Annotated in this window: 21 protein-coding genes; 12 read left to right on the top strand and 9 right to left on the bottom strand. The window is 51.8% G+C overall.

All coding sequences use genetic code 11. The features are described 5' to 3' along the window. The 11 genes from G9Q73_RS11095 to G9Q73_RS11145 form a co-directional block, all read left to right on the top strand. The coding region (locus G9Q73_RS11095; RefSeq protein WP_218649946.1) for an HD-GYP domain-containing protein at positions 1-694 on the top strand (694 nt) is incomplete at its 5' end. 265 nt (positions 695-959) lie between these two features. Further along, positions 960-1,280 (top strand): DUF4389 domain-containing protein, encoded by a 321-nt coding sequence (locus G9Q73_RS11100; RefSeq protein ID WP_177419851.1) that lies wholly within the window; start codon positions 960-962, stop codon positions 1,278-1,280. 61 nt (positions 1,281-1,341) lie between these two features. Then, the gene (locus G9Q73_RS11105; protein WP_177421412.1) at positions 1,342-2,352 is read left to right on the top strand and encodes a DUF2333 family protein; all 1,011 of its coding nucleotides are present in this window, start codon (positions 1,342-1,344) and stop codon (positions 2,350-2,352) included. A 256-nt stretch (positions 2,353-2,608) separates the two neighbouring features. Next, a complete protein-coding gene (gene metG, locus G9Q73_RS11110; protein ID WP_177419852.1) occupies positions 2,609-4,660 on the top strand; it encodes a methionine--tRNA ligase in 2,052 nt (683 codons plus the stop codon). A gap of 289 nt (positions 4,661-4,949) precedes the next feature. Further along, entirely contained in the window at positions 4,950-5,531 is a 582-nt protein-coding gene (gene rsxA, locus G9Q73_RS11115) for an electron transport complex subunit RsxA (protein ID WP_177419853.1), read from the top strand. A 13-nt stretch (positions 5,532-5,544) separates the two neighbouring features. Further along, complete coding sequence (gene rsxB / locus G9Q73_RS11120) at positions 5,545-6,114, top strand: electron transport complex subunit RsxB (RefSeq protein ID WP_177419854.1); 570 nt, start codon at positions 5,545-5,547, stop codon at positions 6,112-6,114. A 9-nt stretch (positions 6,115-6,123) separates the two neighbouring features. Beyond that, positions 6,124-7,785, top strand: coding sequence for an electron transport complex subunit RsxC (gene rsxC, locus G9Q73_RS11125; protein WP_246345207.1), 1,662 nt, complete (start codon positions 6,124-6,126; stop codon positions 7,783-7,785). A gap of 8 nt (positions 7,786-7,793) precedes the next feature. Next, positions 7,794-8,834, top strand: a complete 1,041-nt coding sequence (rsxD, locus tag G9Q73_RS11130) for an electron transport complex subunit RsxD (RefSeq protein ID WP_177419855.1) — start codon at positions 7,794-7,796, stop codon at positions 8,832-8,834. Next, positions 8,827-9,480 carry an electron transport complex subunit RsxG gene (rsxG, locus tag G9Q73_RS11135; RefSeq protein ID WP_177419856.1) on the top strand — a complete coding sequence of 218 codons (654 nt, stop codon included), beginning with the start codon at positions 8,827-8,829 and terminating at the stop codon, positions 9,478-9,480. The genes rsxD and rsxG overlap by 8 nt, the downstream gene beginning before the upstream one ends. Further along, positions 9,477-10,175 carry an electron transport complex subunit E gene (locus tag G9Q73_RS11140; protein WP_177419857.1) on the top strand — a complete coding sequence of 233 codons (699 nt, stop codon included), beginning with the start codon at positions 9,477-9,479 and terminating at the stop codon, positions 10,173-10,175. Before rsxG ends, G9Q73_RS11140 begins: the two co-directional genes overlap by 4 nt. 1 nt (position 10,176) lies before the next feature. Further along, a complete protein-coding gene (locus tag G9Q73_RS11145; protein WP_177419858.1) occupies positions 10,177-10,914 on the top strand; it encodes a 16S rRNA (uracil(1498)-N(3))-methyltransferase in 738 nt (245 codons plus the stop codon). 254 nt (positions 10,915-11,168) lie between these two features. Here G9Q73_RS11145 and G9Q73_RS11150 read toward each other — a convergent pair whose 3' ends face one another. Next, positions 11,169-11,615, bottom strand: a complete 447-nt coding sequence (locus tag G9Q73_RS11150) for a chemotaxis protein CheW (RefSeq protein ID WP_369408881.1) — start codon at positions 11,613-11,615, stop codon at positions 11,169-11,171. 255 nt (positions 11,616-11,870) lie between these two features. On the opposite strand from G9Q73_RS11150, the gene G9Q73_RS11155 reads away from it, so the two are divergent. Beyond that, complete coding sequence (locus G9Q73_RS11155) at positions 11,871-12,104, top strand: hypothetical protein (RefSeq protein WP_177419859.1); 234 nt, start codon at positions 11,871-11,873, stop codon at positions 12,102-12,104. 436 nt (positions 12,105-12,540) lie between these two features. Here the strand turns inward: G9Q73_RS11155 and G9Q73_RS11160 are convergent, their stop codons facing one another. From G9Q73_RS11160 to G9Q73_RS11195, 8 genes are all read right to left on the bottom strand, one after another. Then, the gene (locus G9Q73_RS11160; RefSeq protein ID WP_177419860.1) at positions 12,541-12,852 is read right to left on the bottom strand and encodes a hypothetical protein; all 312 of its coding nucleotides are present in this window, start codon (positions 12,850-12,852) and stop codon (positions 12,541-12,543) included. Then, complete coding sequence (locus G9Q73_RS11165; RefSeq protein ID WP_177419861.1) at positions 12,849-13,643, bottom strand: hypothetical protein; 795 nt, start codon at positions 13,641-13,643, stop codon at positions 12,849-12,851. Before G9Q73_RS11165 ends, G9Q73_RS11160 begins: the two co-directional genes overlap by 4 nt. A gap of 2 nt (positions 13,644-13,645) precedes the next feature. Continuing rightward, entirely contained in the window at positions 13,646-14,875 is a 1,230-nt protein-coding gene (locus G9Q73_RS11170) for a hypothetical protein (RefSeq protein ID WP_177419862.1), read from the bottom strand. A 28-nt stretch (positions 14,876-14,903) separates the two neighbouring features. Continuing rightward, positions 14,904-15,446, bottom strand: coding sequence for a hypothetical protein (locus G9Q73_RS11175; RefSeq protein WP_177419863.1), 543 nt, complete (start codon positions 15,444-15,446; stop codon positions 14,904-14,906). Positions 15,447-15,451: 5 nt separating this feature from the next. Then, a complete protein-coding gene (locus tag G9Q73_RS11180) occupies positions 15,452-16,516 on the bottom strand; it encodes a peptidoglycan-binding domain-containing protein (protein WP_246345209.1) in 1,065 nt (354 codons plus the stop codon). A 174-nt stretch (positions 16,517-16,690) separates the two neighbouring features. After that, the gene (locus G9Q73_RS11185) at positions 16,691-17,368 is read right to left on the bottom strand and encodes a hypothetical protein (protein WP_177419864.1); all 678 of its coding nucleotides are present in this window, start codon (positions 17,366-17,368) and stop codon (positions 16,691-16,693) included. Between the two features lie 27 nt (positions 17,369-17,395). Next, the gene (locus G9Q73_RS11190) at positions 17,396-18,283 is read right to left on the bottom strand and encodes a VWA domain-containing protein (protein ID WP_177419865.1); all 888 of its coding nucleotides are present in this window, start codon (positions 18,281-18,283) and stop codon (positions 17,396-17,398) included. A gap of 71 nt (positions 18,284-18,354) precedes the next feature. Beyond that, positions 18,355-19,140 carry a MotA/TolQ/ExbB proton channel family protein gene (locus G9Q73_RS11195; protein ID WP_177419866.1) on the bottom strand — a complete coding sequence of 262 codons (786 nt, stop codon included), beginning with the start codon at positions 19,138-19,140 and terminating at the stop codon, positions 18,355-18,357. Positions 19,141-19,267 lie beyond the last annotated feature (127 nt).

Consider the following 19,267-nt stretch of genomic DNA (forward strand, 5'->3'; position numbering starts at 1 on the left):
AAATAATTTATCGACAAAGGGAGTCGACCGTGAATTGATTGAGGTATTCAACACCAATATCTCTGTCGCCTTCGAAAACCTGCACCTTACTCAAGAGATTGAACACACCCAGCATGAGATTATCTATACGCTTGGCGAGGTAACTGAGGCAAGATCCTACGAAACAGGTTTTCATGTAAAGCGTGTGGGTGAATTTTCACGAATCATGGCCCGACGCTATGGACTGGATATAAAGCAAGCTAACCTGTTGAAGGTGGCGGCTGCGCTGCATGATGTGGGCAAGGTGGGCATTCCAGATGCGATATTGAATAAACCTGGCGCTCTGACAGAAACAGAGTTCGAAGTAATGAAGGAACACGCCCTGCTCGGCCATAAGATTCTTGGAAAGTCAAAACGGGAAATGCTCAAGACAGCATCAATCATAGCGCATCAGCATCATGAGCATTTTGATGGCAGCGGCTATCCTCAAGGGCTAAAAGCCGATGAGATCAATATTTTTGCCCGTATCGTTGCAGTTTCAGACGTTTTCGATGCGCTGAGCAGTGATCGTATCTATCGCCCAGCCTGGAATGATGAAAGGATCTATGACTATTTTCGGGAGCATAGGGGCAGCAAGTTCGATCCTGATATCGTTGATACCTTTTTTGAAGCACTTCCAGAACTGTTGGAGATCCGAGCGCTATTTTCTGATTGATCTGTCATTCTCGCCTGCCGGTCTGAGCGTTTCTATTTGCGACGACTCTGATCTATTCGTCTATTCCAACCCCTTCTGTCTACAGAGCAAGGAGGTCTCGAAGTCATCGAGGTGAAATAAGTCCGACGGCCACGAATATCTCTACCGGGAAATCCCCTTGCATATAATCTCAGTGGAGAAACAGCCTATTTCTTCACCTACATATTGAAAAGTTAAGTATCAGGCCCCATATCCAAAATTCTCAAGCAACTAATGGATGGATCAAATGCCTCAATCTATCAATGACGCGCTGAAAGATGGATCCACCTGGAAACGAATCATCAGTATGCTGGTGTTGGGTTTTGCCTATGGCGTGGCGGAAACCGTGCTGATCGCTCTGGTAATCGCTCAAGTAGTGTTCCGGCTGGTCAGCGGCAACACCAATGAGCCAATGAGGGCAATGGGAAAAAAGGTGGCCGATTATATCTACCGCATCCTTATGTTTCTGACCTACAACAGCGATTTCCGCCCCTTTCCCTTCAGCGCCTGGTCGGATGCAACAAACTCAAATGTGATCGTGCCGCCTGCCACGCATGGCACGGACTGAGAGAGTGGGCATATTCCAGCGATTCGTTCAGCAGTTGACATCTGGGTTCCGCAACCTGGTGATGTTGTATCACCCCGGAACCTTACGGGAAAAAGGTTGGGGTTGGGCCGGTACAGTCGGCTTGATGACACTACTGACCATCATGGCCGGCCTTAGCGTCTATTGGAGTCACGAACCCGGGCCATTGGATATTCAGAGGGTCACCCGCGCCCAGCTGTCCCCGGAACTGGAACCGGTCACAGGAAGCTATACCACGGCCACACTGATTGGCGTGATAGAGACCCTGCTGGACAAGCCGGGGGGCTATCTGAGTAACGATGTCATTCTCCCGTCAGTATGGATGGACAATATGCCAAACTGGGAATTTGGTGCGCTGGTCCAGGTGCGGGATCTGGCGCGCTCGCTGCGGAACGACATGAGTCGATCTCAATCCCAATCGATTGAGAACAAGTACCTGTCTGTCGCCGAGCCTCAGTTCAACTTCAACAACGACTCCTGGATTCTCCCTGCGACTGAAAATGAATACCGCAAGGGCATTAAGGCCTTGCATCGGTATCTGCATGACCTTTCAAGCAAAGCCAATCAGGGCACTCAATTCTACGCCAGAGCCGACAACCTGAGAGACTGGCTCTCCATCGTCGAAAAGCGGCTTGGCAGCCTTTCGCAGCGCCTCAGTGCCAGCGTGGGGCAGGAGCGGGTGAATACTGACCTCGCCGGTGAACCGGACGCCACCCAGTCGACCAACGCCCCTGACCGGCTGTCGATCAAGACCCCCTGGCTGGAGGTCGACGATGTTTTCTACGAGGCCCGTGGCTCGACTTGGGCGCTGGTGCAGATTCTGCACGCCATCGAAATCGATTTTCGGGCGATCCTGAAAAAGAAGAATGCCCTGATCAGTCTGCGTCAGATCATCCGTGAACTGGAGGCGGCACAGCAGCCGATATTCAGTCCCATGGTGTTGAATGGTCGCGGCTTTGGCTTGGTCACCAACTATTCCCTGGTGATGAGTTCCTATGTCTCGCGCGCCAATGCCGCAGTGATCGACCTGCGAAACCTCCTGCAACAGGGCTGAAGTATGAATCCAGATCACTGCTATCTGGTCACCTCTGCCGCCGCCTGACCTGCACAACTACTGACAGTACTTGTAACTCTGGCTAATCTGCTGTCACAACTTCAGATAGGCAACCGGACAGCCGGTGATAGAGTCGCCCCACTGCTGGAGAGAACATCCCGCATGCTCCTTTCTCCGACCTAAATATGCGACAATGTTGCGCTTTCACCCTGCGCCAGGGTGAACTTGAAACCCGATCCACCGGAACAGCTATACGATGAACAACACACCGCGCAAAATCCTCGTCACCAGCGCCCTGCCCTATGCCAACGGACCGATCCATATCGGCCACTTGGTGGAGTACATTCAGACCGACATCTGGGTACGATTCCAGAAGATGCGTGAAAACCAGTGCATCTACTGCTGCGCCGACGATGCCCACGGTACACCGATCATGCTGCGTGCCCGGTTGGAAGGGATCGAGCCGGAACAACTCATCGCCCGGGTTGCCGAAGAACACCAGGCTGATTTCAGCGCCTTTCGCATCGCTTTCGACAACTACCACTCGACCCACTCGGAAGAGAACAAAGTCTGCGCCACCACCATCTACGAACACAACCGGGATAGTGGACACATCGTGCGACGCGAGATCACCCAGGCCTACGACCCGGTGGAGAAGATGTTCCTGCCGGATCGTTTCATCAAAGGCACCTGTCCCAAGTGCGGAGCCGAGGATCAGTACGGCGACAACTGCGAGGTCTGTGGCGCCAGCTACTCCCCCGCCGAATTAATAAACCCGGTCTCCGCCGTCTCCGGCGCCAAACCTGAAGAGCGCAAATCGGATCACTACTTCTTCAAACTGGCCGATTTCGAGGAGATGCTGCAGAGCTGGACCAAGGGCGGTCACCTGCAGGCGGAGGTCTCCAACAAACTCGACGAGTGGTTCGACGCGGGTCTGCGAGAGTGGGATATCTCCCGCGACGCGCCCTATTTCGGCTTCGAGATCCCCGATCACCCCGGTAAATATTTCTACGTCTGGCTCGACGCCCCCATCGGTTACATGGCGAGTTTCCGCAATCTCTGCGACAAGACCGAGGATCTGGACTTCGACGCCTTCTGGAAGCCGGATGCCGACACCGAGCTCTACCACTTCATCGGCAAGGACATCATCTATTTCCACGCCCTGTTCTGGCCGGCAATGCTGCACGGCGCAGGTTTCCGCACCCCCAGCGCCATCTTTGCCCACGGTTTTCTCACCGTGGACGGCAAGAAGATGTCAAAGTCCCGCGGCACTTTCATCAAGGCCAGCACCTATCTGGACCATCTGAATCCGGAGTATCTGCGCTACTACTTTGCCGCCAAACTCAGTTCAGGCGTCGACGACATCGACCTCAACCTGAAGGACTTCGCCCAGCGGGTAAACTCTGACCTGGTGGGCAAGGTGGTCAACATCGCCAGCCGTTGCGCCGGTTTCATCAAGAAGCGTTTTGACGGCAGGCTTTCTGACAGCCTCTCCGAGCCGGCCCTGTTCGACGAATTCATCGCCGCAGGTCACACCATCGCAGAACACTACGAGAAGCGGGAATTTGGCCATGCCGTACGCGCCATCATGGGACTTGCCGACAAGGCCAACCAGTACATCGACGAGAAGCAGCCCTGGGTGATCGCCAAAGAGGATGGCAAGGATCAGGAACTGCATGATATCTGCTCCATGGGCATCAACCTGTTCCGGGTGCTGATCGGCTATCTGTCGCCCATCCTGCCGGGCACTGCTGAGAAGTCCGAGGCTTTCCTGCAGGTGGAACCGCTAACCTGGGACAGACTCGCCACGCCACTTACCGGACACCCGATCGCAAAGTTCAAACCGTTGATGACCCGGGTCGATGAAAAACAGATCGATGCCATGCTGGAACACTCCAAGGAAGACTTGAAGGAAGAGGGTGCAAAACAAACGCCCGAACCCGAGAAGACCGCCGGTCCCCTGGCCGAGAATCCCATCGCTGACACTATCGATTTCGACGACTTCGCCAAGCTCGACCTGCGTATCGCAAAGATCGTCGAGGCCAATCCTGTGGAGGGCGCTGACAAGCTGCTGCAACTGACACTGGATATCGGTGGCGAAACCCGCAACGTCTTTGCCGGTATCAAGTCGGCCTATCGGCCCGAAGACCTGCAGGGCAGGCTGACGGTGATGGTGGCCAATCTGGCGCCACGAAAGATGCGCTTCGGTCTCTCCGAGGGCATGGTATTGGCAGCCGGCCCTGGCGGTAAGGAGCTCTTTATTCTCAGTCCGGATGAAGGCGCGCAGCCTGGGATGAAGGTAAAATAATCCACCGTCGCGGATGTAGGCCCGATCAAGCGCAGCGGATCGGGCAATTCAGGATTAGCGATTTGCCTTGATCGCCGGTTCCGCTACGCTTGAGCCGGCCTACGAACCCAGCTAAGTTGCGGATCATCAAGGAACTGAAGACTCCACCTGCCCATAATGACAACGGAACCTCTGAATAGAAGCGGCTCCTGCAAATAACCTATAACTAAATAGTTGTTTCCATTGGCCCGGTTGCCTATTCTTAGACGGATGTTTGAATTTAGTGCTAACAGGCCCTGACACCCATTAGATGAAAGAATACGCCCTCATCCTAATCAGCACCGTCCTGGTGAACAACTTCGTATTGGTGAAGTTTCTGGGACTCTGCCCCTTCATGGGCGTCTCACGCAAGCTGGAAACCGCCACCGGGATGGGGCTGGCCACCACCTTCGTGCTCACACTTTCATCCGTTTGCGCCTATCTGATCAACGAATATCTCTTACTGCCCCTTGGGCTGGAGTTCCTGCGCACTATTGCCTTTATTCTGGTGATCGCGGTAGTGGTGCAGTTCACCGAGATGGTGATGCACAAGACCAGTCCGATGCTCTACCAGGTGCTCGGGATCTTCCTGCCCCTGATCACCACCAACTGCGCCGTACTCGGCGTCGCACTGTTGAATACTCAGGAGCAGCACAACTTCGTCGAATCCGCCCTCTATGGCTTTGGTGCTGCCGCCGGCTTCTCCCTGGTACTGGTCCTCTTTGCCGCAATGCGCGAACGGATCGCCGTAGCCGACGTTCCAGAACCCTTTCAGGGCAACGCCATTGCGCTGATCACTGCTGGTCTGATGTCGATGACCTTTATGGGTTTTGCCGGTCTGGTGGCCAACTGAGAGTGGTGAAACCATGCTGATCGCCATTCTCACCATCACCGGACTCGCCACCGCCTTCGGCCTGCTGCTGGGTTATGCCAATATCCGTTTCCATGTGGAGGGCGATCCAGTTACCGATCAGATCGAGGCACTGCTGCCCCAGACCCAATGCGGTCAGTGTGGTTTTGCGGGCTGTCGCCCCTACGCAGAGGCCATCGCCGGTGGGGAATCTGAGATCAATCTATGCCCTCCCGGTGGTGAAGCCACCATGATTGCCCTCTCCGACTTGCTGGGGCACGATCCGGTACCGCTCTCCGAAGAAACCGCCGAAGAGAAACCCAAGGCGATTGCTCTGATCAAAGAGCAGGAGTGCATCGGCTGCACCCTCTGCCTGCAGGCCTGCCCAGTGGATGCGATCATCGGCGCCGCCAAGCAGATGCATGTGGTCATAGCTTCCGAATGCACCGGCTGCGAACGCTGCCTGCCGCCCTGTCCGGTGGACTGCATCGTGATGGAGCCGGTTTCACAGGAGAGCAGCGGCTGGCGCTGGCCCTTCCCGGACAGTGAACACCCCGGGATCGTCTCGGCACCGCAGTCGCAGTAGACCAGCAGCATGTACGTTGAATCAAGCAAAGGAAAGATGCGGCGGTTATGGGATTTTCATGGCGGCCTGCACCTGCCGGATAACAAACGGCAGTCTCTGCAGACTGACCTCACATCCGCCACGATGCCTGCTCTGCTGATCCTGCCGCTGCGTCAGCACATCGGCGAACCCTCGATCCCTCTGGTAAAATCTGGCGACCGGGTGCTGAAAGGAGAAAAGATCGCCGACAATACTGCTCCCGTCTGCGCACCCATCCATGCCCCCACATCGGGAATCATCAAAGGGATCGAAACACATCCAATTCCCCACCCCTCTGGTCTGAACGGCCCGGCGATACTGCTCGAAGTTGACGGTAAGGACGAGTGGACCGATCTGCCGGCACCCATCAGCGACTTCAAAAATGTTGATAAAAGCTTGTTGCTGCAACGGGTTCGTGAGGCGGGTATCGTCGGTTTGGGCGGCGCCACATTCCCGGCAGCAATCAAGCTCAATCCAGGCAGAGCGATCAAGACCCTGATCATCAACGGCGCGGAGTGCGAACCCTTCATCACCTGTGACGACCGGCTGATGCAGGGCGCTCCGGAGCGCATACTGAACGGTGTACGCATCCTGCAGCACATTCTCGGCGCGGAAGAGTGTCTGATCGGTATCGAGGACAACAAGCCGGACGCCATCAGCACCCTGCGCAGTCACCTCACAGACGACGACCCGATTGAGGTAGTGCGCATCCCCACCCTCTATCCCAGCGGCGGCGAGAAGCAGCTGATCCGTATCCTGACCGGGCGCGAGGTGCCCAGCGGTGGCTTTCCCGCACAACTCGGCGTGATCTGCCACAATGTGGCCACCGCCGCAGCCATCGCCGATGCGGTTCTCGAAGGACGACCGCTGATCTCACGTCTGGTAACCCTCACCGGAGAGGGCCTCGCGAACCCCTGCAATATGGAGGTGCCCCTCGGTATCACAGCGGCCGATCTGATCGAGCAGGCCGGCGGTTATACCGGCAAATCGTCCCAACTGATCATGGGCGGCCCGATGATGGGCTTCAACCTCTCTACCGATCAGGTTCCGATCACCAAGGGCAGCAACTGCCTGCTCGTCCCCAGTGAGGAGGAAGTGCCCGCCGCAGGCCCCGCACTCGCCTGTATCCGCTGCAGCCGCTGTGCCGAAGTCTGTCCGGTAAACCTGTTGCCCCAGCAGATGTACTGGTTCAGTCGCGCCAAAGAGCTGGAGAAGGTTCAGGACTACAATCTTTTCGACTGCATCGAGTGCGGTTGCTGCTCCCATGTCTGCCCCTCCCATATCCCTCTGGTGCACTATTTCCGCTTTGCCAAAACCGAAAGCTGGGCAAAGGAGAAGGAACAGCTGGCAGCAGATCACGCCAAGAAGCGGCACGACTTCCGTATCGCCAGGCTGGAGCGACTCGACGCAGAACGAAAGGCCCGCCTGCGCAAGAAGAAGGAAGATCTTGGCAAGAAAAAACCGGTCAAACCGGCCGCCAAGGGGGAGGATGCAAAAAAGGCAGCCATCGAAGCCGCCATGAAACGGGCTGCAGCAAAAAAGGCAGCCCGGCAGAGTCCACCCAAGAACACAGATAATCTGACGCCGGCGCAGCAGAAGCAGGTCGATGCGGTCGATCAACACCGAGCTGAAACAACAGCCGATCAGGAGTGATTTACGGAATGCAGTTCCAGACCTTCAGTTCCCCCCACACCCGACTGCCCAACAGCGTCGACAAGGTGATGCTGCAGGTGATTCTTGCGCTGCTGCCGGGCGTGCTGGCCATGGCCTGGTATTTCGGTCCAGGCGTATTGGTCAATATCGTCATCGCCACGCTCTCGGCAGTAGCCTTCGAGGCGCTGGTACTGAAACTGCGCAAGCGCCCGGTGATGCCCACCCTCTACGACCTCAGCGCCGTAGTCACCGCCATTCTGTTTGCCATCGCCGTACCACCACTGCTGCCCTGGTGGCTGACAGTCATCGGCATGGCCTTCGCCATCATCATGGTGAAACAACTGTACGGTGGACTGGGTTACAACCCATTCAACCCTGCCATGGCCGCCTATGTGCTGCTGCTTATCTCATGGCCGATCCCCATGACCAGCTGGCTGCCACCAGCGATGCTCAGCAACAACCCGCTGGATATCATGCAGATAGTCAGTGCCATCTTTACCGGATCACCACCAACAGGACTCGAGTGGGATGCCATTACCATGGCGACACCGCTGGACGGAATGCGCACCAATCTCGACCAGGGCCACATGATCAGCGAGATATTCCAAAGTCCGGTCTGGGGCGATTTTGGTGGTCTCGGTTGGGAGTGGGTCGGCAACTGGTTTCTGATGGGCGGCCTCTGGCTCATCTACAAGCGCACCATCACCTGGCATATCCCACTGGCATTCTTTGCAGGCCTGACTGGGCTGGCGATGATCGCCTTCCTGTTCGACCCGGAAAGTTATCCCTTCGCCCTGTTCCATGTCTTTAGCGGCGGCGCAATTCTCGGGGCCTTTTTTATCGCCACTGATCCGGTGACTGCCTGTACAACCAGAAAGGGACAGCTGATCTACGGCGTCGCCATCGGCATGCTGGTCTATATCATCCGCACCTGGGGCGGCTACCCCGATGCCGTGGCCTTCGCCGTACTGCTGCTGAACATGGCGGCCCCCACCATCGACTACTACACCCAGCCGCAGGTGTTCGGCCATGGGGATAACCATGGTTAAACATCCGGTAGTGATTGCGGGTTCGATTCTGGCCATGTTTGCCGTTGCCGGTAGCACACTGGTGGCCTTCACCCATGAATTCACCAAGGATCGTATCGCCGCCAACGAGCGGGAGACCCTGCTGCGCAGTCTGCGCGCCATGGTGCCCTCCGACACGGTGGACAATGACATGACCACCGACAGCCTGATCATCAGCGATCAGGAGATGCTCGGCAGTCCACAGACCACCGTCTATCGTGGCCGTTTGATGGGGCAACCGGTGGCCACCGTACTGACCTCTGTGGTGCCCGGCGGCTACAGTGGCCCGATCAAGCTGCTGGTAGCCGTACGTTACAACGGCACATTGGGTGGCGTGCGCGTCATCTCCCATAAAGAGACGCCAGGACTCGGAGACAAGATCGAAGAGTCACGCGCCGACTGGATCTATAGTTTCGATAACAAATCCCTGGACAATCCAAAACTCCAGGATTGGAAGGTCAAACGGGACGGCGGCGTCTTCGATCAGTTCACCGGCGCAACCATCACGCCTCGCTCTATCGTCGAGGCGGTCAAGAAAACCCTACTCTATGTCAAAGACCATCGTGATGCGCTCTATGACAAAAAAGCCGCCTCCGATCCAGAGCCACAAGGGAATAAGAAACCATGAGCAACAGCGGATTAGGCCGGATCATCAAAGATGGCCTCTGGAGCAGCAACCAAGCACTGGTGGCCCTGCTCGGTCTCTGTCCCCTGCTGGCGGTAACCAACACCGCAATCAACGGACTGGGGCTTGGCATTGCCACCACCGCTGTGCTGGTGGCTTCCAACGGCACGGTATCGCTGATCCGCAATCTGGTCAGATCAGAGGTGCGGCTGCCGGTCTTCGTACTGGTCATCGCCTCCTTCGTGACCGCCATCGAATTGAGCATGAACGCCTACTTCCATGAACTGCACAAGATCCTCGGTATCTTTATCCCGCTGATCGTCACCAACTGCGCCATCATCGGTCGCGCTGAAGCCTTTGCATCCAAAAACAACCTGCTGCGTTCGCTGGTGGATGGTCTGAGTGTCGGTGTGGGTTTCACCCTGGTATTGGTCACACTGGGAGGCATGCGCGAATTGATCGGCCAGGGCACACTTTTCGACCAGGCCCATCTGATGTTCGGTGCTGCCGCAGAGGGCATGAGTCTGTCACTGGGCAGTGATTTCCAGGGTATGCTGCTTGCGATCCTACCACCGGGGGCATTTATCGGTCTGGGCCTGATGATTGCAATAAAGAATCTGATCGATAAACGGCTGGCACAGACAACTGCGACAAAACCTGAGGCCATCGAATCCGGAGCTGAAGCCGGCGTCTCCTGAGATGCGTATCCCCCGCATCTTTACCAACCAGGATCTTGCCGACACCGGTTCGATCACTCTGGAGAAGGAACCCTCACACCACCTCAGCCAGGTGCTGCGCCTCAAACCGGGTGTAGACCTCGTGCTCTTCAACGGTAACGGCAATGAATATGCCGCACGCCTGCTGACCTGTCAGAAAAACGCCGTTGAGGCTGAATTAACCCGCTGTCTCCGGCATGAGGAGCCGCCCCCACCGTTGCATATCCATCTGACCATCGGCATCTCCCGTGGCGAACGCATGGATTTCTCACTGCAGAAATCGGTGGAACTCGGCGTTGCAGAGATCCAACCAATCTTTTCCGAGCGCTGCGTGGTTAAGTTGGACGGCAAGCGGCTGATGCGGCGCATGTATCATTGGCAGAAGATCATCGTCGGCGCCTGTGAACAGTCCGGGCGCTGCCGTATCCCCATCCTGCATAAGCCAGCCGGCTATAGCTCCGCGATTGAAAACAGCTCAGCCAGTCTCCGTATATTGCTTGACCATCGAAGCGATCTCACGCTAACAGACATCCCTGCTCCCAAAGGGGATGTGCAGATACTGGTTGGCCCGGAGGGAGGACTCTCCGGTGCAGAGAGAGAGATAGCAAAAGAGATGGGGTTCACCGGCATCAGGCTGGGACCCAGGGTACTGCGCACCGAAACCGCCCCACTGGCAGCCATCTCAGTCATGCAAATCCTGTGGGGGGATTTTGCCGATTGACGCCTGTCTGTCCTATCATGAACCCATTCTGGTTCAACGTGAACACTTTTTTGGTTTTCCGGAATCAGTATTCACCATCCCGGTAATTCTAGTCTTTTCATTGAAAATCATTGGATTTTCTGGATTATTGAGGAATCGTATGTCGACTAGCCCCCTTAGAAAAAAGGGTATAGCGTGAAGTCAGGAGAGGACCGTAAAGGTGATGGGGTAGAAAGAGTCATCCAGTCAGTATGATGCCGCAGGACAGACACGAGTCACATCTGTGCCAAGGCATCCTGAACAAGTAACTCCAACTCATCGAGGTCTGGAATAAGCGCGGATTCACCACCAACGATTACCGGTTTCTGTATCACAACTCCCATCTCTTCATCTGTAGATGCTGGCAGAATATTATCACTGGTTACACGCACCAAACGGGGAATTGCCTGAGCAACCAAACCAATGTACGGCAGCTCCTCATCACCATTCAGGGTATGGGTCACGATAATTCGGCCTCGATGACCCGGTTCTTGAATCGGCTTGCCTATCAACCCATCGAATGAAACCACTGGAATGTCATACTTCCGCCACTCAATAAATCCAAGCAGCCAGTCCGGTAAGTTCGCCTCGGGCTTAGGTTTCCGGTAGCCGACCACTTCCGCCACTGCGGCATTCGGCAGCAGCAGCCGTTCCGATTCGAGCGGTATCAGAACGCTTCGCACCTCTGATGAGACAGGAAAGCCGGCGTCTCCTGAGATGCGTATCCCTGCATCTTTACCAACCAGGATCTGCCGACACCGGTTCGACTACCGGAGAAGGAACCCCTTACACCACCTCAGCCAGGTGCTGCGCCTCAAACCGGGTGTAGACCTCGTTTCAACGGTAACGGCAATGAATATGCCGTACGCCCGTTGACCTGTCAGAAAACGCCGTTGAGTTGAATTAACCGTCTCCAGTATGAGGAGCCGCCCCCACCGTTGCATATCCATCTGACCATCGGCATCTCCTGTGGCGAACGCATGGATTTCTACTGCAGAAATCGGTGGAACTCGGCGTTGCAGAGATCCAACCACCTTTCCGAGCGCCGTGTTGTTGGACGGCAAAGGTTGATGCGGCGCATGGATCATTGGCAGAAGATCATCGTCATGCCTGTGAACAGTCCGCGCCGTATCCCCATCCTGCATAAGCCAGCCGGCTATAGCTCCAAGTGATTGAAAAACAGCTCAGCCAGTCTCCGCATATTGCTTGACCATCGAAGCGATCTCACGCTAACAGACATCCCGTTCCAAAGGATGCAGATACTGGTTGGCCCGGAGGAGACCTCCGGCAGAGAGAGATAGCAAAAGAGATAGCTCACCGGCATCAGGCTGGGACCCAGAAAGGGTACGGTGCACCGAAACCGCCCCACTGGCAGCCATCTCAGCCATGCAAATCCTGTGGGGGGAATTTCGCCGACTGACGAGTCACTTTCCCTTCTTTGCTAATCGCCTCGAAAGTTTTCGCAACAAGGAGCAGTTAGCCAATGCAATTTACTTTCACCTTGAAGGACTGGATATTTGTCCTGCTGGGTTGATTAAGCGAGAGTCACCCACTGGACCAGGGAAAGAACCAAGATTAAATTGCACTGTTTTTAGAGTAAACATACATTTACTTGAGTGTTTCCCGATATATCAACTTTCCTTTTTCCATATTAATTTTGTATCTCAAACAACAAAAGGATATTGCCGAAAGCCCTTCGGTTTTATTAATACCAACGAAATAATCAGGCTCATTTGAATTTAAGTATGGAGCACCCATGAATTCCAAGTCGACTCTCATCCCTTCGCTATCAACTAATTTTAAATTAATTTTATTTCTCGGCACACAAACATCAGCAGGAATGTCATATAAATAAAGACGAAAACCACCATACTCTATGCTATCTATTACTGAACCAAGCATGTCACCATCTTCCTTCATCTTGCTTTTAACCGTTCTGACACTTTCTTTCCTATAGGAATTGCCTTGGACACCTTCAAGTCAATCTTATTGAAAGATTTATTTTGGCGATTATATTGTGGACGCAGCTCATACTGAACACCTCCACCCAGCGCTGTCTTACCATTCTTTCGATAAGTTTGCCTACCCGCAATACCTATTGAAACCTTGGTCTTTTGCGGAACAGTAACATGAACAAAATGCGTGGGAACATGAGGCAAGGCAAATTTTCGTTTGATTTGGGCCGGAGTCAGACCACGAATGTCTCGGGCTCTCATAAGCCATTTTCCCTGTGCAGCAGTTTTTCCTTTTGTGAAGACACGTACAAATTTTTCAGGCTTCGTTGTTGTCCTAGTTAATACTGAAGTTCCACGCTTGTAAGGATTATTATAATTCTTTGCCCTTAGTCTGGAATTCTCCCGACCAGATTTAGTAAGCTTTACTTTGGCTTTGCTTAGTAGCGATTTTACAGAATCTACGTTTTTAAAAGCCTTCACAGTGCCAGGCTTAAGATTAACTTTCTGACCATTCTTAAGCTTCAGATTATTACTTAAAGACTTTCTTTTAGGCTTTAATTTTTTCCGAAACCCCAGACTGCCAGAAGATTTCTTTGGCTTGACTGACTTTTGTTTTACCCTCCTAGATTTGACTTTCTGTGGAGGTGGTTTCTTTACACTCGCATAGGCAACACCTTCACTACTAATATTGGCAACTGGGAAAAAAGTAACGATAAAGAAACATGTGACTATTAACGCAGCAAGAACAGATTTCATATCTAATTCTCAACAACAAACTTTTTTAAACCTCTATAGACACGGCGAAATGCATCTGGATCCGAATCATAAAGAATCGCAAGGCGCTGAGCATCTTGATAAGCTTGCTTCTTGAGTACATCCAACTTTACTAGCGGGCTATTTACAATAGCTGTATTTGAGGCCAGTAACTCATCCTGAATTGAACCACCACTTTTACGAGTGTTCGCTATTGCAATAAAAGGGGCAAGTATAGATTTTAGCCCGGCATCCACTGACTGATTCAATCCACGTTGAGTCGTCAGTAATTTTTTCTCTATCTCATGAGACAAATTTGGATCAATTTCAGTAACAATCATCCGATTATCTGTGATAAATAATACGCTCGTCGTGTCGGACAGAAAGTTGTGTATAGTTGAGGCATATGTGATGTTATTGAGAAGCTCTGTCTGAAGTGGAGTGGTATTTCCTGTATAAAAAGCATTGATCAGGTCTGGGCGATTAAAGTTATCTGGATTGAATTGAGGAAATTGACTGGATGGCGGAGCGGAAGACATTTGCACCTGTTCCTCTGCAATAGCAGCTTCCACTTCCGCAAGCCAATCTTTAGCTGGCCCAAATCCTCCTTCGACCGCACGACGGAGATGCTCCGCCATCTCATCCAGATCTTCTGTTAGGTGCGCAATATACGCATCGGCAGCTGATGACCCCCGCTGGGAAGCTTTTTCGAGGAGCTCTAAGGCAAGTTCTTCATCACCGTAAACCAATGCCGCTCTCCCCAAGGCAAATAGATATCGGGGCTCCCCTGTTTTCGCTTCGGCATAAGGCAGTGCGAATTCTATAAGCTCAGCAATTTCTTCAGGTGGTACCTCCGCTAATTCCTCATCACTCCTGCCTACCACATCCATTGAGTTCTGAGGATCAGAAGGATGTGCAGCTACTTCATCTATTAATCTAAATGCTAATGCTGCCATATCTTCTTCATTTAAACTTTCGTTCGATTCTTCCTGTGTAATTTCTCCAGACTGATTTGAGTTTTTCTTCTGCGCGGAGCGATTTTCCGTCTCAGAGTCGGTATCTCTACGGTAATTGCTCGTTACACTATTGGCAGAAGCTACCTTGCTTGCGGCGATCGGGGCAGACTGTTCGTTCTGGTTACCAACCACTAAAAACAATCCAAGGCTGCCAATGGCAATGCCAGCCAATGTCATACCCGCAAGCAATAACGCAATATTTGTCTTGCTCCCACTCATAATGTGACTGCCTTACACCTTGTGCGATTCACTCTGTCTCCAGAGCATGTTTGGCACGGACTAAGAGGATTCGGTCAATAGAACGCTCAAGGACGGCAACCTCAGCCCCCAGATCTTCAATCTCAACCTCATATTCCGCCATTCTCTCCTTGACTATTTGTTTATCTCGTTCTTTTGCTGTAGCTAACAAGGATTCGAACTTCGCCAACTCTACCTTGAGTCCTTTTACCTCTTTAACCACGCGAGCCAGCTCTGTGCGTTTTTTACTGACAGCTCTCTCTATTTCGCGTTGTTTATGTTCAATATTTTCTGCCTTTGCAGACTCAGCCTTAAGGCTGCGATCAAGGCTCTTCAACTTTTCTTCCCTGTCATAAAGCCGTGATTCCAGTAACAATGCATGTTTCTGCATACTCTTTAATTCGCGCTTACGAGATTCCAGATAAGCCTCAAGACGATCGTTTCCCCACCAGAGATCACCAGCAGAAACGCGCGTTGGGTGTGTTTCCTTTGTGGTTGCACACCCAGTTAAAACAATGGCAACCAATATAAATAATATCAGGGAAATTCTCATGATTATCACCCTAACGACAAACTACGTAAATCTTCTTGCTGCTCTTCCAGCTTTGGTGTTATGCCGTTTATCGTGTTGAGGGATACGATCAGTTCAGCCCGTCTTTTTACAAGCTGATCACGACGCAACCTAAAGCCCTGATTTTCCGGATCGGCTTTAATGATGGTTTCCACCTCAGTGATATCATCTTGGACAACTTTAATAGCCACCCTTGTCTTCTTGGCTAGCTTATGACTTAGAGTGATATCACTATCCAGACTTTTCAGCAGAATGTTGGTCTGTGCTACTACATCCTCACCTTTCTTGGCACGATGCTGCACCGCAATAATTTCTCGTTTTCGCGACCTCACATTTGAGTCAACTAAAGATATTGTTGACTCCAGTGCAGATATTTTCTTGTCGGTTGCGTTAATTGATCGATCAATCTTGTCGTATTTCTCTGCATACTTCCCTCTATTATCAGCCGTCATGCCCCCTACTACGTAGCCACCAATGCCGCCCACCGCTGCACCGGCCGCTGCACCTTGCCCCTTGCTCAGGCCTAATTTATCCGCAAGCATTGTCCCAGCTATTGCACCACCCACTGCACCAATAAGTGTTGCTTGCTGCTTATCTTTCTTTTGTGCGTTTGCAAGCTCTTGGGAATCACTAACGTTTTCGGACGACCTAACACCATTTGTTGCATCTGTTAGTTCATCCAGTAACCCCAGCGTCACAAATCCATCTGAAGAGGTTCCGCGGCTACGCTGGAAGGACTTGATCGCATGAGAAGTCTTTTTTCCATAGATACCATCAACAACACCAACATTGTAGCCTAGCCGGGAAAGCATCCGCTGAGCATCAGCTACCGATTGCCTATCAGTCAATCTAGTTGATGTGTCCCGCTGATATTGCGTGCTCCTTTGTTGATACCGAGTTATGTCCTGATGCTGTGGCTGTGGCTGTGTTTGCGTGTTCGCACCGCCTCCTGGTATGGGAATGGCATCGATCAAGTCATCCATCCAGCTTGCGTTGGACACTGATCCGTTTAGCAGGCCAACACCTGCAATAATCACCAGCATTTTTCTCATGACTCATAACTCCCCTATTTTCAACATCTTGGCTCGTAATCAGAATCCTACTCTGGCAAAGAGAAAACGGACACTTGTGAAGCCACCATTACATATATAAAGAAAATACTTGCCCGCATTAAAATTACGTTGAGACAGCGCATACCATACTAAATTCAGCTGGACAGAAAATTGCTATAATCTATCCTCAACCGCTACCTTCATATATTCTCGTATATCAGCATCCCTCGGAGATCCTTCCAATACTTTCAGCCCCATTTTCAACAAGCGAACGGTCTCCGAACTATCCCTACCTTCCGCTGCAGCAATCGCCTTATTAAATTGCGCTTCAACTGAATCCGAATGCTCAGAATAGACGTGATTAAGTTCCATCAGTAAGGCAATAAGCTTATCTTTATATTTCACAAGGTCTTGTCTTTTCTTGTTGACGACAATCTCTAGCGCGGAAAGCACCGCCGCACCACCGATTTTTTCTGCCTCGATCAACGACAAGACATTTACTTCAAATTCTTTCTTAGAAAGCGAGGTAAGCGAGCCTATCTTCACAAGCCGTTCCAGATTCATTGATATATCAACCTCAGCGACCTGAACTCTTCTCTCCTCTTGCTTATCACGAGAAGCAGCGGAAAGTTTCCCGTATAGATAGTAAGATCCCAGCGGAAGAAGTATGCCTAAAACCAACGCTAAAGCTGACGGAAGCAGCAGACTACTACGGCCGACCTTGGGCTTCGACGGCTGCGTCACATCCTCGCTAGCAGTGGGAGCATTTTCATTCTCTTTGCGCAATACTTCTTCCGCAGGAGAAGCAGGTTCAATAGGAGTTCTTGATATTGGTTTTTCAATTATGGGCATAATCTTTATCCGAACTCGGTTGGCTGCCTATTTGTTTTTAACAATCGCGGTAAGAAGGTAAGCCAACATTTTCCCAGGGTTCTGAGTAAAATTATCCGGCTGCCCCGACTTGGCAGCAACCTCTCTAAAAAACCGAAGACTTTCTTTATGCCGGATGTGATATCCCTGGGGCCATGAGGGCTCAGGAGTAGCACCAGAAAACAGGCTGATTACACGCCGTTTGTCAGATCCCTTTACCCATGAGGCAATTTTCCTGATTATAGGAGCCTCGTGCCGCTTCTTTTGTTGGCTGAAAAATAGATCTTCAAGACTATACTCATATGGACCAACATCCCCCAACAGCAAGAATATCTGATAGCCGTCGTAAGCGTTTGATGAAGATAGTATGCCTATAGCCTTATCAACAGCCATACCTACTGGAGCTATACCGTTAGACGCTTTAAGGCCTTGCAGAAAGTTGCTGATTTTTGCGAAAGACCGGCCTCCGTCTTTTGAATCCACAACAATTCTATGGGGTGGAAATATTTTCAAAGGTGTTCTGTCGTCTGGTCCCTGCCGATAAGCCACTATACCTACCCGAAACTCTGGAGTGATCTTCGGCAAAACCTTCCCGATCGTCGTAATGGTTTCCACCAAATGTCCCAGCGCCTCGCCCATACTGCCTGACACATCGACAGCAATCACAAGCTCCAGCCCTTGCGCCTTTACCGAATCTTCCAACTTGGTTAACTGTTCAGTCAATTCCTGAAGCTGTTCGCGCGCTTTATCTCTTTCAAATTCAGCTTTTGCGATTTGTTCAGACTGTTCAACAACCCGCTTTTCTACATCTTGAAGCATCTCCTTCAAATCACCTTCGCTACCTGAGGATTGAATAAGAGTCAAAAAAATAGTCATCAGCAATACGAAAATCGCCATGGTCGCGAATATCAAATCGCTGAACGACTCATAAAAGCTTGTGAACCTGGATGGTGATTCTAGCTTCATGACTAAGAAGCTGTAGTTTCTATCATTTCGTGCGTTTTCTTGGCAGTACGTCGCATATAGGGCAATACATACACCTCAGTCAGCTCCGCAAGATGGGCCGTATAACGCATAATATTTGCATCTACTACGCTGGTTAAAACCCGGAGTATCACACCACCAAATACCGCGCCCAGCAACGTCGTGTAAAAAGCAATGCCAAGTCCAGAAAGGGGACCACCCTCTGGATCAGCCAATCTGGCCAATAGGTCATCGCCTCCTTGCAACATAACTTCAGTCATGCCATCCATCATGATAATCAGACCGACTATCGTCCCTATCAGGCCGAGCGTGATTAGTATACTTGAGAACAATTCTATAACTCGATTTCTTGCCATCAAACGCGTGTGCAACACCTCAATCAGATTGTCTTGATTGATTTCAGTATGGGAAAGAGAAATCGTATGTAAATTGTCTATATGCGACCTGAAAACACTTTTTTTTGCCTGATCCAGAAAAGACTCAAAGTCATCAACCCGCTCAAGTATCTTCACCTGCTCAGAGGCCAACTTCATTTCCCTATCGAGAAACTTAGCGTCCTGATACCCTTTGTAGACCAAACCGATTGCCAGAGAGAAGATGACGAAATACATCCCTGCGCTAATCTGACCGAGAAGGAATGTCACAACCAGGACCACGCAAATTGCCACCATAACAACCAACCACGCAAGCCAACTGCTGAGGCCAGAGACGGTTTCAAATTGAGATGCAAAGCTTTCTGGATGATGTTGATTTTCGGCGGGACGGGCCATCTTATCCTCCTTAATAAAACGCGGCCGTTTATAGTACCTACCCGTTGTATGTAAATCCAGCCTGAAAACGGATCCCAAAAATGCCTAGGGACAGGCAGGGTTAGAAGCTATATTGGCCAGCAATTCT

It is taken from the genome of endosymbiont of Lamellibrachia barhami (assembly GCF_011947365.2).
Taxonomy (GTDB): Bacteria; Pseudomonadota; Gammaproteobacteria; order Chromatiales; family Chromatiaceae; genus QGON01.

Coding starts and splice junctions, on each gene's coding strand:
- G9Q73_RS11100 (WP_177419851.1), top strand. CDS start 960: ATGCCTCAATCTATCAATGACGCGCTGAAAGATGGATCCACCTGGAAA.
- G9Q73_RS11105 (WP_177421412.1), top strand. CDS start 1,342: ATGTTGTATCACCCCGGAACCTTACGGGAAAAAGGTTGGGGTTGGGCC.
- metG (WP_177419852.1), top strand. CDS start 2,609: ATGAACAACACACCGCGCAAAATCCTCGTCACCAGCGCCCTGCCCTAT.
- rsxA (WP_177419853.1), top strand. CDS start 4,950: ATGAAAGAATACGCCCTCATCCTAATCAGCACCGTCCTGGTGAACAAC.
- rsxB (WP_177419854.1), top strand. CDS start 5,545: ATGCTGATCGCCATTCTCACCATCACCGGACTCGCCACCGCCTTCGGC.
- rsxC (WP_246345207.1), top strand. CDS start 6,124: ATGTACGTTGAATCAAGCAAAGGAAAGATGCGGCGGTTATGGGATTTT.
- rsxD (WP_177419855.1), top strand. CDS start 7,794: ATGCAGTTCCAGACCTTCAGTTCCCCCCACACCCGACTGCCCAACAGC.
- rsxG (WP_177419856.1), top strand. CDS start 8,827: ATGGTTAAACATCCGGTAGTGATTGCGGGTTCGATTCTGGCCATGTTT.
- G9Q73_RS11140 (WP_177419857.1), top strand. CDS start 9,477: ATGAGCAACAGCGGATTAGGCCGGATCATCAAAGATGGCCTCTGGAGC.
- G9Q73_RS11145 (WP_177419858.1), top strand. CDS start 10,177: ATGCGTATCCCCCGCATCTTTACCAACCAGGATCTTGCCGACACCGGT.
- G9Q73_RS11160 (WP_177419860.1), bottom strand. CDS start 12,852: ATGAAGGAAGATGGTGACATGCTTGGTTCAGTAATAGATAGCATAGAG.
- G9Q73_RS11165 (WP_177419861.1), bottom strand. CDS start 13,643: ATGAAATCTGTTCTTGCTGCGTTAATAGTCACATGTTTCTTTATCGTT.
- G9Q73_RS11170 (WP_177419862.1), bottom strand. CDS start 14,875: ATGAGTGGGAGCAAGACAAATATTGCGTTATTGCTTGCGGGTATGACA.
- G9Q73_RS11175 (WP_177419863.1), bottom strand. CDS start 15,446: ATGAGAATTTCCCTGATATTATTTATATTGGTTGCCATTGTTTTAACT.
- G9Q73_RS11180 (WP_246345209.1), bottom strand. CDS start 16,516: ATGAGAAAAATGCTGGTGATTATTGCAGGTGTTGGCCTGCTAAACGGA.
- G9Q73_RS11185 (WP_177419864.1), bottom strand. CDS start 17,368: ATGCCCATAATTGAAAAACCAATATCAAGAACTCCTATTGAACCTGCT.
- G9Q73_RS11190 (WP_177419865.1), bottom strand. CDS start 18,283: ATGGCGATTTTCGTATTGCTGATGACTATTTTTTTGACTCTTATTCAA.
- G9Q73_RS11195 (WP_177419866.1), bottom strand. CDS start 19,140: ATGGCCCGTCCCGCCGAAAATCAACATCATCCAGAAAGCTTTGCATCT.